A 12,742-nucleotide genomic window follows, 5' to 3' on the forward strand; every position below is an offset into this window, starting at 1 on the left:
AAATTTGCCTTCCGGCGCAATTGGAATGTTTTACAGATTTTTAAAGCGATAAAGGAAGGTAGATCACGTCGAAGGGTATCTATGATAACTCTTTGAGGACTGCGCTACTAAACTGCTTAAAGGTTCTGTGCTTCAAACCGATGGATGTATTAACTCATATAAGCAGGGTGAATAACAAGGTTTATTTTAGCCGTCCACAGGGCTGGAGCTCAAGCCACCTCTGGGATCCCCCGCAATTAAGCGGGGGAAATCACCATTACTGCATGGAGTTTTTTGCCGTTGAATATGCCTGCATAAACGCCTGATGCTGTGACGCCAGCGGAGCAATCAGCGAGTTATACTGGCTGGCTTGCTGTGACGTTGGGAACTGAATGCCACCCGCGGTGAAACCAACTTGAGTCCCCTGCTGCTGGATGAAATCACCCACTTGCACCAGTTGCGCAGTAAAGGTTTGTGCCGCTGGGATCAGCGGAGCCATGGCTTCTGCCGGAGCAATAACCACTTTCTCATAAACCTTGTCGTACACCACTTTCAGATCGTCTGGTTGTTTCAACGTGGAGCGCGCGCTGTCGGCCTGCATTTTTGCATTCTGGACTTGCTGGCCTAACACATTCAGAGAACCGTTCGCCTGACGCAGTGGGCCGCTCTGGGTCATGTAATCCTGCGGTACACGAATGCTGTTTACGCTGTCGGCTACCGGACGCATACCATCGTCCATCGCCTGGTTCACCTGCTGGGAGAAACCATACAGAATCGCGTAATCAGAAACCAACGGGCCAAACTGCTTTTTCTGGTCGGTTGTCAGCGTCGGCAAACGTTCACCGCTGCGCATCGCCGTATTTTGCAGGAAATCGATAAATGCCTTGCGCTGATCGCCTTCTTTATCAAAGCAACCGCTCAAGCTCACTACCATTAAAATTGCCGCAAGCGGCGCAAACCAGCGTGACCAGGACTTACCTGTCGCCATCTTTTCTACTCCTTTCACCATTCAGTGCCAAAGCACAAATGCGTACCCAATAATGCTGCTAAGGATAGTCCAACCTGACTTTGCAAGATACCCTTTCGCATTAATCTCTTAAGGCAAATTGATGTTGCATGATTGTTATCTTTCTCACAAATTCGGCGTTGCTTTGTCGCTGAGAAATCACTACCAACCTATTAATATTAGAAGGTTAATTCCAATATTTCAGTCAACGCCCACGTAATCAGTACGATAATCGCACACTAACACCCGAGGGATGATTGCCCAATAGCCTGCTGAGTGGTTTGATTTAACGAACGATTAACGAATTATTGTTCGATAATCGAACATCTCTGTATCCTACAGGACATGCCTTATGACAAAGACAACAACGACTGATATTCAGGCATTTATAAACAACAATCGCTTTTCCAGATACCAATGGATGATCCTCGTTCTCTGTTTTATTACCGTAGCACTGGACGGCTTCGATACCGCAATCATCGGTTTTATCGCCTCTGACCTGGTGCAGGAATGGGGTGTGCAGAAATCCGATCTTGGCCCGGTAATGAGTGCGGCACTGGTTGGGCTGGCGGTGGGCGCGTTAACCGCCGGGCCAATGGCTGACCGCATCGGGCGCAAAAAAGTGTTAGTGCTCTCAATTCTGGTTTTCGGCGGATTTAGCTTGCTGACCGCCTTTGCCACCAGCCTGACGTCCCTCGCCCTGCTGCGTTTTTTAACCGGTCTGGGTCTTGGTGCCGCCATGCCCAATGCCGCAACATTGATGTCTGAATACGCACCCGAGCGTAAACGTGCGCTGTTGGTGAACCTGATGTTCGTCGGCTTCCCGATTGGGTCATCAATGGGCGGTTTTGTCTCCGCGTGGATGATTCCCCACTACGGTTGGCAAAGCGTTTTAGTGCTCGGCGGTGTGATGCCACTGATTCTGTCCGTGGTGCTAATGATTTGGCTTCCTGAATCAGCCCGCTATCTGGTGGTAAAAAACAAGCCACAAAAAGATATCGCCACGATTATGCGGCGTATCGCCCCGTTACCGTCGGGTGAAAATCTGCGCTTCGTGCTTAACGAAGTGGGTGGTCATATCAAAGATAAAACCGCGCTTGGCGTGATTTTCTCACCGCGTTATCTGGTGGGAACATTAATGCTGTGCATCACCTACTTCATGGGCTTGCTGATTTTCTATCTCCTGACCAGTTGGCTGCCGCTGTTGATTCGTGAAACCGGAGCAACACTGAGCCAGGCGTCGATTATCACCGCGCTGTTCCCGCTGGGCGGTGGCATTGGCGTGCTCATTATTGGTGCGCTGATGGACAAGCTAAACCCGAACAAAGTGGTCGCGGTGGGTTATTTGCTGACAGGTGTGTTCGTCTGCCTGGTCGGTTTCTCGACCTCAAGCCTGGTGTTAATGGGCGTGATGGTGTTTATCGCAGGCACCATTATGAATGGCGCACAATCGTCGATGCCTGCGCTGGCAGCGGGCTTTTATCCAACGCAAGGGCGTGCAACCGGCGTGGCGTGGATGTTAGGGCTTGGGCGTTTCGGCGGTATTCTGGGTGCATTTAGTGGTGCATTCCTGATGCAGGCCGAGCTGTCATTCAAAACTATTTTCATGTTACTGGCGATTCCGGCAGTGCTTTCTGCCACTGCGCTGATGGTGAAATCCTGGGCGGGCCTGCGAGCGCATGGAGCAAATCGCGTAGAAAATCACGAACTGGATAAAGCTACGCAAAAAGCATGATGGAAACTTTTATTACTTAAACAAGCACACGGCGGGCTAGCCCCGCCGTTTTGCATAATTTGCATATCCTTTTACAAATTTATACTCACGCCGCAACTACACCGACTTTTCAATTCGTTATGCCGCTTAGTTTTTTTGCTGAAACGCATAAGCCGCTGCCAGTAAAAAAATAGTTAGCCTGAAAATCATCGGCCCGCTTTTTTTCCAACTACTCTTAATGAGCTTCTTACGTGTTCACTATCCATTGTGTGATTTATGAGGAGTACTCGATGGAATATAAAGATCCAATGATTGAGCTGCTGAGCAACCTTGAGCAGATTGTGTTTAAAGACCGGCCACAAACGATGGCTCTTAGTGATAAGCCCAATGCATTTTCTGAATTTGAACAACTAAGAAAAAGTACCGGACTTAAGATTGATGATTTTGCCCGCGCAATGGGTGTTAGCGTGACGATGGTACAGGAGTGGGAATCAAAACGACTCAGACCCTCCAATACCGAACTGAAGTTGATGCGCTTGATACAAGCGAATCCAACCATCAGTAAGCAGTTGATGGAATAATTTTATCATTTGTACCCTGATTGCCTTAACCAAAACCCCGCCTGATGCGGGGTTTGTTGTTTTTGAACGCTACGTAAATAGTATGAAATGACGCGGCAATATGCCGAAACCTGACCTGGGTCACTTCAGGAATCGCAAATATAATCCATAAATTAAAGAGGGTTATCACAAGCAATCAACAGGAGGTTGTATGTCTAAGAAAATCCTCGTTCCTATCGATATCTCTGAAATGGAACTGACCAAACAGGTCATTCCACATGTAGAAAACTATGCAAAGCTCGACGATGCCACAATCCACTTCCTGGCCGTTATCCCCGACTATACCTATTTTGCCTCTTACGGCCTGGGTTATGCTTCGATCGCGCCGGATGCCAGAGAAAGGGAGGCGGCTGCCCTGGAAACACTGAGCGATATCATCGCTAAGTTTAAGATTCCGGACGACCGTATCGAAAAGCATGTTCTGAGCGGTACACCAAAAGATCATATCCTCGGGCTTGCCGAAGATATTGATGCCGATGTGATTATTCTCGCCTCTCACCGACCTAGCATGTCGACTTATTTACTTGGTTCAAACGCTGCAGCCGTGGTTCGCCACGCGAGGTGTTCTGTGCTGGTTGTTCGCTGAGTTTTAGCCATAAAAAAACCCGCCGAGGCGGGTTTTTTATTCAACACTATACCGTCACTGAAGCAACGAAATATCTGCAACCTGCAAGAACAGCTCGCGCAGTTTAGCCAGCAGCGTCAGACGGTTGATACGCAGCTCTTTATCTTCTGCGTTCACCATCACTTTGTCGAAGAACTTATCGACTGGCTCACGCAACGCGGCCAGTTCCACTAACGCTTCCTGATAGCGGCCTTCAGCGAAGAACGGCTCCAGTTTATCGCGCAGGATAACCAGCTGACGGGCGAGATCCATTTCTTCCGCTTCTTTCAGAACAGAAGCGCGTACGTGGTCTTGCAGCGTTTCGTCTGACTTCGCCAGAATGTTGGATACACGCTTGTTCGCTGCGGCCAAAGCTGACGCCGCTTCCAGGGTACGGAAGTGCGAAACCGCTTTCATGCGCGCATCGAAATCAGCAGGTTTGGTTGGACGACGCGCCAGCACGGCCTGGATAGTATCCACGCTGTGGCCTTCTTCCTGATACCAGGCGCGGAAACGGCCCAGCATAAAGTCGATGACTTCGTCGACAACCTTCTGGTTAGTCAGCTTCTCGCCGTAAAGGCGCACGGCCTCTTCGGTCAGAGTTTGCAGATCCAGCGGCAGGTTTTTCTCAACGATGATGCGCAGAACACCCAAGGCGGCACGACGTAGAGCAAACGGGTCTTTGTCGCCTTTTGGATGCTGACCGATACCGAAGATGCCCGCGAGGGTATCCATTTTATCGGCGATTGCCACAGCACAGGCCACCAGGTTAGACGGCAGAGCATCACCCGCAAAACGCGGCTGATATTGCTCGTTGAGCGCAACAGCAACGTCTTCGGCTTCGCCGTCGTGACGCGCATAGTGCATGCCCATCACGCCCTGGGTGTCGGTAAACTCGAACACCATGTTGGTCATCAGGTCGCATTTAGACAGCAAACCGGCGCGAGTGGCGTGGTTTACGTCTGCGCCAATCTGGCCCGCAATCCAGCCTGAAAGCGCTTCAATGCGGTTGGTTTTGTCGCGCAGCGTACCGAGCTGTTGTTGGAACAGGACGGTTTCCAGACGCGGCAAGTTGTCTTCAAGGCGCTTTTTACGGTCGCTATTGAAGAAGAACTCGGCATCTGCCAGACGCGGACGCACAACTTTCTCGTTACCAGAGATAATCTGAATCGGGTCTTTCGACTCGATGTTGGCAACAAAGATAAAGTTCGGCAGCAATTTGCCGTCGTTGGCGTACACCGGGAAGTACTTCTGGTCACCTTTCATGGTGTGAACCAGCGCTTCCGCAGGAACGGCGAGGAATTTCTCTTCGAATTTCGCGGTCAGAACGACTGGCCATTCCACCAGAGAAGTCACTTCTTCGAGCAGGCTTTCGCTCAGGTCAGCGTTACCGCCAATCTTGCGAGCCGCTTCTTCAGCGCCTTCTTTGATCACCGCTTTACGCTGTTCGTAGTCGGCAATAACTTTGCCACGCGTGAACAGAATTTCAGGGTACTGATCGGCGTTATCAATTGTGAATTCCGGCTCGCCCATAAAGCGGTGGCCGCGAATAACACGGTCAGATGCGATACCCAGAATAGTGGCCGGAATCACTTCATCGCCCAGAAGCAGAGTCACGGTGTGAACCGGACGCACGAATTGGGTGTTGTTATCGCCCCAGCGCATCAGTTTTGGAATCGGCAGTTTGGTCAGCGCGGTGGCAATCATCGCAGGCAGCAGGGCTTGCGCACTTTCGCCTTTAACATGGGCGCGGTACATCAACCACTCGCCTTTGTCCGTTGCCAGACGCTCTGCCTGTTCAACCGTAATGCCACAACCACGCGCCCAGCCTTCAGCGGCTTTGCTTGGCTTGCCTTCTGCGTCAAATGCCGCAGAAATTGCCGGACCACGTTTTTCAACTTCACGGTCAGGCTGAGACTCAGCCAGGTTGGAAATTTTCAGCGCCAGACGGCGTGGAGCCGCAAACCATTTTACTTCACCGTGAGCGAGATTCGCCGCATCCAGTTCCGCTGTAACATTCGCAGCGAAGGATTCAGCCAGGCTGCGCAGGGCTTTTGGTGGCAGCTCTTCAGTGCCAATCTCCACCAGAAAAGTTTTTTCAGACATGGCAGCCTCTTATTTATTCTTATTGCACATCGGGAAGCCAAGCGCTTCACGAGAAGCGTAATAGGCTTCGGCCACGGCTTTGGTCAGAGTACGAATACGCAGAATGTAGCGCTGGCGCTCGGTAACCGAGATGGCCTTGCGGGCATCAAGCAGGTTAAAGCTGTGCGCGGCTTTCAGAATGCGTTCGTATGCAGGCAGTGGCAGCGGGTTTTCCAGCGCCAGCAGGTGCTGCGCTTCTTTCTCATACTGCTCGAAGCAGGAGAACAGGAATTCCACATCGGCGTGTTCGAAGTTATAAGTTGATTGCTCAACTTCGTTCTGGTGGAACACGTCGCCATAAGTGGTTTTACCCAGCGGGCCGTCGCTCCAGACCAGATCATAAACGCTGTCTACGCCCTGGATGTACATCGCCAGACGCTCTAAACCGTAAGTGATTTCACCGGTTACAGGCTTACATTCCAGGCCGCCAACTTGCTGGAAGTAAGTGAACTGCGTCACTTCCATGCCGTTAAGCCACACTTCCCAGCCCAGACCCCAGGCACCCAGCGTTGGGTTTTCCCAGTTGTCTTCTACGAAGCGAATGTCATGAATCGTTGGGTCCATACCCAGCTCTTTAAGCGACCCAAGGTACAGCTCCTGAATGTTGTCAGGAGAAGGCTTGATCACCACCTGGAACTGATAGTAGTGCTGTAAGCGGTTCGGGTTTTCACCGTAACGGCCATCGGTAGGACGGCGAGATGGCTGCACATACGCAGTCGCCATCGGCTCTGGCCCTAAAGCCCGCAGGCAGGTCATTGGGTGAGAGGTGCCGGCGCCGACTTCCATGTCCAAAGGTTGAACAATGGTGCAGCCCTGGCGAGCCCAGTAGTCCTGTAAAGTCAGGATCAGGCCTTGAAAGGTCTTGGTATCAAACTTTTGCATGTTGATTTCGCACGCGTTCGAGAGGGTTAAAAAGAGAAGCGGCCAGTATACCTTTTGATGGCAAGATATACAGCCCGAATGCACGTGCGTTTGCCTTGCGTTGCGGCTTTATGTCGTCGAAAGGTGCAAGAATTGACCACTTTCGTCGAAGGAGCAGGTGAATCCTTCCCGGCGCGTGGTGCTGCCAAGAATCTCATAGCTCCCCTGATACTGTTTAAAATCCACCACGCTGATGCGATCGGCGCGCGTATTGTAACGATGCGCCGCTTCTCCTTTGCAGGTTTCGATCATCGCTTCGCCCTGGATCACCGGATGCTGAGCGACTTGCGCGTATTGTGGGTGTTGTTCCGAATGACTACAGGCACTGAGTAACACGGCGGTAAAAATTAGCAGCCAACGGCAATTTTTTATTTTTGGCATCATCATTAGTTATGTGTACGTTAAAATCGTTATTGTTATTCAATAATTAACAGGTATTCCGCATTCTGCAAATCCACTTTATATCTGGCAAGAGCACGAAGACAAAACTCAGATAAATCACTGTCAACAACACCAGAGGAACCCATGCAGCAGCAAAAAATTAACTGGATTGACAACCTGCGTGGAATTGCATGCCTGATGGTCGTCATGATTCATACCACGACCTGGTACATCACCAACGCAAATATCGTCAGTCCGTTTAGTTGGGATTTATCGAACGTACTGAATTCGGCATCCCGCGTCAGCGTCCCGCTGTTCTTCATGATTTCAGGTTATCTGTTTTTTGGAGAGCGCAGTGCGCAGCAGCGTCACTTTTTGCGCATCGTCACATGCTTGTTGTTTTACAGCGTGATTGCGCTTATCTACATCAAACTCTTCACGCCAATTAATGCCGGACTTTCTCTGCGCTATATCCTGCAAAAACCGGTGTTTTATCACCTGTGGTTCTTCTTTGCGATCATGGTTATCTACCTTCTTTCGCCTTTGATTCAGGTGAAAAAAGTCAACGCAACGGTGATTCTTGGGCTGATGGTGCTGCTAGGCGTTGTCGCCAATCCCAACACCGTGCCGCAAACGCTGGACGGCTTTAAATGGCTGCCGATTAATTTATACATTCGCGGTGACACGTTTTATTACGTGCTGTATGGCCTGCTGGGGCGTGCGATAGGCATGTTCGAGACGGACAAACGCTGGATTAGCGGGCTGGCCGCCGGGATATTTGTGCTGTGTATTTTTTCGATTTCGACGGGTACGCGCCACCAGTTAGAAGTGAACGGTAATTTTGCCGATACCTTTTATGTTTATTGCGGGCCGCTGGTATTTATCGCCGCGATTGGTTTGCTGGTGCTGGTAAAAAATTGCCTCAACAGCCGCCCGTTGCCGGGGCTGACATTAATCTCGCAACACTCGCTGGGAATTTACGGCTTCCATGCGCTGATAATCCACTTCCTGCGCACCCACGGCTACCAAATCACAAGCTCTCCGGTGCTCGATATTTTGTGGATTTTCGGCGTCACGCTGGCCGGAAGTTTGTTACTTTCGATGGCATTGCAACGCATCGACACCCGAAAAATGGTGAGCTAAATAAAAGACGGGAGTAAAGTAAGCATACACAAATTGTGGATATCAATGGATGAAGCAATGAATTATCAAGTGACGTCGCTTTACTTCTATTCCGTCAAATATTTGCTGTGGGCAACTCTATGTTTTGGGCTGAATTTTTTCGGCTGCCAGGCACCTTTTCTCTACCTGATGGTTATCGGTATTGTTTTCCCGGTTTTGATTTCCATCCGGCTTAACACATTGACCGAACAGGGCGCGGTGCGCAGTAACCGTGAGACGCATGACTGGCTGGTTTTCGTGAGAGGCATCCCGGTTCAGGAAAAACGTCGGCACTTAAGCAACCCGTTTTTCTACAGCACGCAACGGGCCACGCAGTTCTTCCTGAAAGGCTTTTTACTTCGCGCGGCGCTACAGGCAACGATCATCGGCTGGACGATATTTCGCTGGCCACCTGCCCAGGAATGGTGGGTCTACGCCGCAGTCGTGGTGGCCTTGCTGGTGATGCTCTACAGCCTTTGGCATACGCTGTGCAATCTGTATGCACTGTATAAAGATAAATGGGAAGTCGAGAGCTTCACATCACAGACCGAGAGCCAGTGGTTCCGCGCTTTCTTTAGCTGGGGCAAGAACAGGCAAGGCGCTCTGGAAAACTTGCTCACTCCGTTTTAATGAGCATTGCGCATCCGGGCGCGATGCAGCTGGCGGGGGGAAGAAAACCCCGCCGCAATCGCCGCCTGTTCCATGCGTTGCCCTTGCAACAAGCGCTGTTCGGCCACCGCCAGGCGCAATTGTTCTAAATAGTCCCGCACCGAAATCCCCAAATGCTGCTGAAAAAGCCGCGCCAAATGGCGTGAGCTGACATGAACTTTGTCGGCAATTTCCTGCACATCCCACGCTGATTCCGGCGCTGCCGAAAGCAAATCCTGAGCACGATGCACTGCCGGATGAATATGGTTACGGTAGCGCAGCCACGGCGATAGTTGCGGGTCGTCGCCCGAACGGCGGAACCACACCACCATCTCACGCGCCACATCCAGCGCGGCCTTCGGCCCGCAATAGCGGTTAATCAGATGCAGCGAGAGATCGATGCCGGAAGTGATTCCAGCGCTGGTCCAGATGCCCCGATCTTCGATAAAAATGCGGTTCTCTTTCACCTGTGCGGTGGGTGCCGCAGCGCGTAATCGCGCCAGCACATCGTGATGGGTGGTGCACTGCACGCCATTCATCAGCCCGGCTTTCGCCGCCAGCAACGAACCGGAACAGACGCACATTAAATTGAGTTGCTGGCTGTGAATCTGCGGTTGCAGGCGCGTCAGCCAACGGCGCACCGCTTCAGCCTGCGGCGTGTCAAAGTAGCGGTTTGAATCACAAACCCCAGGCAGCACCAGCAAACTGCCTGCCGGGAAACTTTCTGGCAGCGGTTCGATGCCAGAAAAGTTCAGTCCGATGGAGGTGGAAACATGTGGGTCCGGGCCAATGAAATGCAGGTGAAAGGCGTCCCCCGCAAGCTTCAGCGTTTCCGCAGGGCCGGTTAAATCGAGCGACAAAACACCAGGCAAAACAACGAACCAGACCCCAATACTCACGATAAAGACTCCAGGCATTCGGCAACGGTTTGAATTTGCGCAAATCGCCCCGCCAGCACAGTTTCAGTGCGGTGACGCAGGGTTTGCGTATCCAGCGTAACCCCTTTCCAGCTCATCGGGAAGGTGAGCATCGCCTCACTGACAAATGAAACGCGATAACCCAAATCCGACGCCACTCGCGTGGTGGTTTCGCAGCACTGTTCGGTGCGAATCCCGCAGATAATCAGGTGGTTAATATCTCGGCTACGTAACCAAAGATCGAGGCCTGTATCGGTAAATGCATTGTGTACATGTTTCTGGAATGTCACATCAGCCTGATGCTGCAAGAAAGGCATCGGTTTAACGTAGCCTGACTCAAGTGAAAACGGGCTTTGATCGTCAACATGGAAGATATCCACCACGGGAATTTTCAAATCCTGGCAGCCGGAAATGAGTTGCGAAATGGCCTGCTGGAATGCCGGAAAGTCATCTTCTTGCCAGTAATCGCGATGGAAAAAAGATTGCTGCGTGTCGATATTGATCAGAGCGGAACGGGACATTTTCGGACTCCTTCACTTTGGGTGTAAAGCCATTGTGTCAGGGGTTAGCGTGGTTTCTAATACCAAAAACGGACAGAGTGAGGGTGAAATGGGACCAGATGAAATCTTTGAGATTGTGTCGGATGACGCTGCGCTTATCCGACCTACGAAACACCAGGCCTTTGTAGGGTGGATAAGCGCCAGCGTCATCCACCAGCCCTTATAAATTATGTTACTCTCCAGAAAGTTACCCTTCGGAGAAAACCATGAACAGCAAGGCTGCACGCCCCACGATAAGCGACGTCGCGAAAGCGGCAAAGACCGGAAAAACCAGTGTTTCCCGCTATCTTAACGGCGAGCAAAATGTGCTGTCAGACGATCTTCGTTTGCGCATTGAAACGGCGATTGCCGAACTCGATTACCGCCCAAGCCAAATGGCTCGCGGCCTAAAACGTGGGCGAACCCGCTTAATTGGCCTGATCATCGCCGATATCACCAATCCCTACTCCGTCGATGTGTTGTGCGGTATCGAAGCCGCCTGCCGTGAAAAGGGCTTTACGCCGCTGGTCTGTAACACCAATAACGAAGTGGATCAGGAGCTGCATTATCTCGATTTGCTGCGCAGTTATCAGGTGGAAGGAATTGTGGTCAACGCCGTGGGCATGCGCGAAGAAGGGTTAAATCGCCTGCAACAATCGGCCCTTCCGATGGTGCTGATTGACCGCAAAATTCCTGATTTTGCCTGTGATGTCGTAGGCTTAGATAACACCCAGGCGGCAACTACAGCGACTGAACACCTGGTCGAGCAAGGGTTTGAAGCTATTCTTTTCCTCAGCGAACCGCTCGGCACAGTGAACACTCGCCGCGAGCGCCTGAATGCGTTCCACGCCACTCTCAAACGCTACCCAGGCATTGTTGCCGAAAACGCCGAAGTGCCTTTGCACGAAGCCGATTTGATGGACAATACCCTGCGCCAGTTCCATTCCGCGCACCGTGGCATGCGCAAAGCGGTGATTTCAGCGAATGGTGCGCTTACCCTTCAGGTGGCCCGTTCACTGCGCCGCATCGGCCTGCATTGGGGCAGCGATATTGGCCTGCTTGGCTTCGATGAACTCGAATGGGCGGAGCTTGCAGGAGTCGGCATCACCACTCTTAAACAGCCGACCTGGCAGATTGGTTACGCCGCGCTTCAACAGGTCGTGAAGCGCATTGAAGGCGGCAGCGACACCGTTTATGAACAGGTCTTTTCCGGCGAATTAATCGTTCGCGGTTCAACCGTCCGTTAATCAATGTTCGTGATAGCGATCATAAATTGAACATGCCTGGCTTTTCTTTGGAACCGGTTCCATCTAGCGTAATAGTTATATTAGGTAGATGAACCTGGCCGGAGAATTTAATGCCGAGAAAAATTATTGTCGTCACCGCCGCTTACGGGCATGACCGCATCGCCGCAATGGGCGGCCAACAAGCGCTGTTGCCGATTATCGCCAGTGCCGGAGCTGACGGCGTTGAAATCCGTCGCGAATTATTAAATCACATTCAGCTTGATGCCTTGCCAGAGTTGGCACAACAAATTGCTGAACACCGACTCGATGCCTGTTATTCCGCGCCGGAACCGCTGTTTGTTGAAGATGGCAAACTCAATCCGCTGATCCCTTCTTTGCTGCTCGAAGCCCACCAGCTCAACGCGAGCTGGTTGAAACTGTCTCTTGGTCACTTCCGTGGCAGCCAACAGTTCTCACTTTTACAACAGTGGCTTGAGAAAACAGACGTGCCTCTGGTCGTCGAAAACGATCAAACAAATTGCGGAAAACTCGCGCCAATGCAGCGCTTCCAGGCCGCCTGTAATGTGCTAAACCTTCCAGTGACGCTGACATTTGATATGGCCAACTGGCTGTGGGTCGATGAATCCCCGGAAGCCGCAGCCCGCGTGCTTGCCCCGTTAGTCAGCTATATCCACGTCAAAGCCGCCGTGGCGCATCATTACCACTATCGAGCAATCGCGCTCGATGACGCGGAACCGCGCTGGCTTGAATTTCTCAACAACCTGCCAGCCGATGTACCACGCGGAATAGAATTCCCGCTCGAAGGCCGCGACCTGACTGCTGTTACGCGCCATTACGTCAACTTATTACGCGAGGAGTAA

13 protein-coding genes are annotated in these 12,742 nt (G+C 51.6%); 7 read left to right on the forward strand and 6 right to left on the reverse strand.

The genetic code is table 11. The features are described 5' to 3' along the window. Positions 1-256 precede the first annotated feature (256 nt). Entirely contained in the window at positions 257-967 is a 711-nt protein-coding gene (locus tag M2371_RS14570) for a DUF3053 domain-containing protein (protein ID WP_034499352.1), read from the reverse strand. Between the two features lie 370 nt (positions 968-1,337). Here M2371_RS14570 and M2371_RS14575 point away from each other — a divergent pair, with 370 nt between their 5' ends. From M2371_RS14575 to uspF, 3 genes are all read left to right on the forward strand, one after another. Further along, positions 1,338-2,720, forward strand: a complete 1,383-nt coding sequence (locus tag M2371_RS14575) for an MFS transporter (protein ID WP_172892977.1) — start codon at positions 1,338-1,340, stop codon at positions 2,718-2,720. A 269-nt stretch (positions 2,721-2,989) separates the two neighbouring features. After that, complete coding sequence (locus M2371_RS14580; RefSeq protein WP_115626973.1) at positions 2,990-3,280, forward strand: HTH-type transcriptional regulator; 291 nt, start codon at positions 2,990-2,992, stop codon at positions 3,278-3,280. A gap of 190 nt (positions 3,281-3,470) precedes the next feature. Next, the gene (gene uspF / locus M2371_RS14585) at positions 3,471-3,905 is read left to right on the forward strand and encodes a universal stress protein UspF (protein ID WP_034499358.1); all 435 of its coding nucleotides are present in this window, start codon (positions 3,471-3,473) and stop codon (positions 3,903-3,905) included. Between the two features lie 54 nt (positions 3,906-3,959). On the opposite strand, the gene glyS is transcribed toward uspF, so the two are convergent. From glyS to M2371_RS14600, 3 genes are all read right to left on the reverse strand, one after another. After that, positions 3,960-6,029 carry a glycine--tRNA ligase subunit beta gene (gene glyS, locus M2371_RS14590; protein WP_259268028.1) on the reverse strand — a complete coding sequence of 690 codons (2,070 nt, stop codon included), beginning with the start codon at positions 6,027-6,029 and terminating at the stop codon, positions 3,960-3,962. Positions 6,030-6,038: 9 nt separating this feature from the next. After that, on the reverse strand, positions 6,039-6,950 hold the full coding sequence (gene glyQ / locus M2371_RS14595; RefSeq protein WP_034499364.1) for a glycine--tRNA ligase subunit alpha: 912 nt from the start codon (positions 6,948-6,950) through the stop codon (positions 6,039-6,041). A 108-nt stretch (positions 6,951-7,058) separates the two neighbouring features. Further along, positions 7,059-7,376: a YsaB family lipoprotein gene (locus M2371_RS14600; RefSeq protein ID WP_404979398.1), complete on the reverse strand. Its 318-nt coding sequence runs from the start codon at positions 7,374-7,376 to the stop codon at positions 7,059-7,061. A 138-nt stretch (positions 7,377-7,514) separates the two neighbouring features. Between M2371_RS14600 and M2371_RS14605 the strand changes: the two genes are divergently transcribed. Both M2371_RS14605 and M2371_RS14610 read left to right on the forward strand, forming a co-directional pair. Further along, positions 7,515-8,513 (forward strand): acyltransferase, encoded by a 999-nt coding sequence (locus tag M2371_RS14605; protein WP_259268029.1) that lies wholly within the window; start codon positions 7,515-7,517, stop codon positions 8,511-8,513. Positions 8,514-8,570: 57 nt separating this feature from the next. Beyond that, positions 8,571-9,161 carry a hypothetical protein gene (locus M2371_RS14610; RefSeq protein WP_172892975.1) on the forward strand — a complete coding sequence of 197 codons (591 nt, stop codon included), beginning with the start codon at positions 8,571-8,573 and terminating at the stop codon, positions 9,159-9,161. On the opposite strand, the gene M2371_RS14615 is transcribed toward M2371_RS14610, so the two are convergent. Both M2371_RS14615 and M2371_RS14620 read right to left on the reverse strand, forming a co-directional pair. Then, the gene (locus tag M2371_RS14615) at positions 9,158-10,078 is read right to left on the reverse strand and encodes a GlxA family transcriptional regulator (protein WP_172892974.1); all 921 of its coding nucleotides are present in this window, start codon (positions 10,076-10,078) and stop codon (positions 9,158-9,160) included. The two genes, M2371_RS14610 and M2371_RS14615, sit on opposite strands and share 4 nt — an antisense overlap. After that, on the reverse strand, positions 10,075-10,617 hold the full coding sequence (locus M2371_RS14620) for an isochorismatase family protein (RefSeq protein ID WP_172892973.1): 543 nt from the start codon (positions 10,615-10,617) through the stop codon (positions 10,075-10,077). The genes M2371_RS14615 and M2371_RS14620 overlap by 4 nt, the downstream gene beginning before the upstream one ends. A 245-nt stretch (positions 10,618-10,862) precedes the next feature. Between M2371_RS14620 and M2371_RS14625 the strand changes: the two genes are divergently transcribed. Next, a complete protein-coding gene (locus M2371_RS14625; RefSeq protein ID WP_172892972.1) occupies positions 10,863-11,882 on the forward strand; it encodes a LacI family DNA-binding transcriptional regulator in 1,020 nt (339 codons plus the stop codon). Positions 11,883-11,992: 110 nt separating this feature from the next. Further along, complete coding sequence (locus M2371_RS14630) at positions 11,993-12,742, forward strand: sugar phosphate isomerase/epimerase (RefSeq protein WP_259268030.1); 750 nt, start codon at positions 11,993-11,995, stop codon at positions 12,740-12,742.

Source organism: Buttiauxella sp. BIGb0471, assembly GCF_024807715.1.
Taxonomy (GTDB): domain Bacteria; phylum Pseudomonadota; class Gammaproteobacteria; order Enterobacterales; family Enterobacteriaceae; genus Buttiauxella; species Buttiauxella agrestis.

What these genes read in the sequence shown, in the direction of transcription:
- M2371_RS14570 (WP_034499352.1), bottom strand. Translation starts at nt 967, where the DNA reads ATGGCGACAGGTAAGTCCTGGTCACGCTGGTTTGCGCCGCTTGCGGCA.
- M2371_RS14575 (WP_172892977.1), top strand. Translation starts at nt 1,338, where the DNA reads ATGACAAAGACAACAACGACTGATATTCAGGCATTTATAAACAACAAT.
- M2371_RS14580 (WP_115626973.1), top strand. Translation starts at nt 2,990, where the DNA reads ATGGAATATAAAGATCCAATGATTGAGCTGCTGAGCAACCTTGAGCAG.
- uspF (WP_034499358.1), top strand. Translation starts at nt 3,471, where the DNA reads ATGTCTAAGAAAATCCTCGTTCCTATCGATATCTCTGAAATGGAACTG.
- glyS (WP_259268028.1), bottom strand. Translation starts at nt 6,029, where the DNA reads ATGTCTGAAAAAACTTTTCTGGTGGAGATTGGCACTGAAGAGCTGCCA.
- glyQ (WP_034499364.1), bottom strand. Translation starts at nt 6,950, where the DNA reads ATGCAAAAGTTTGATACCAAGACCTTTCAAGGCCTGATCCTGACTTTA.
- M2371_RS14600 (WP_404979398.1), bottom strand. Translation starts at nt 7,376, where the DNA reads ATGATGATGCCAAAAATAAAAAATTGCCGTTGGCTGCTAATTTTTACC.
- M2371_RS14605 (WP_259268029.1), top strand. Translation starts at nt 7,515, where the DNA reads ATGCAGCAGCAAAAAATTAACTGGATTGACAACCTGCGTGGAATTGCA.
- M2371_RS14610 (WP_172892975.1), top strand. Translation starts at nt 8,571, where the DNA reads ATGAATTATCAAGTGACGTCGCTTTACTTCTATTCCGTCAAATATTTG.
- M2371_RS14620 (WP_172892973.1), bottom strand. Translation starts at nt 10,617, where the DNA reads ATGTCCCGTTCCGCTCTGATCAATATCGACACGCAGCAATCTTTTTTC.
- M2371_RS14625 (WP_172892972.1), top strand. Translation starts at nt 10,863, where the DNA reads ATGAACAGCAAGGCTGCACGCCCCACGATAAGCGACGTCGCGAAAGCG.
- M2371_RS14630 (WP_259268030.1), top strand. Translation starts at nt 11,993, where the DNA reads ATGCCGAGAAAAATTATTGTCGTCACCGCCGCTTACGGGCATGACCGC.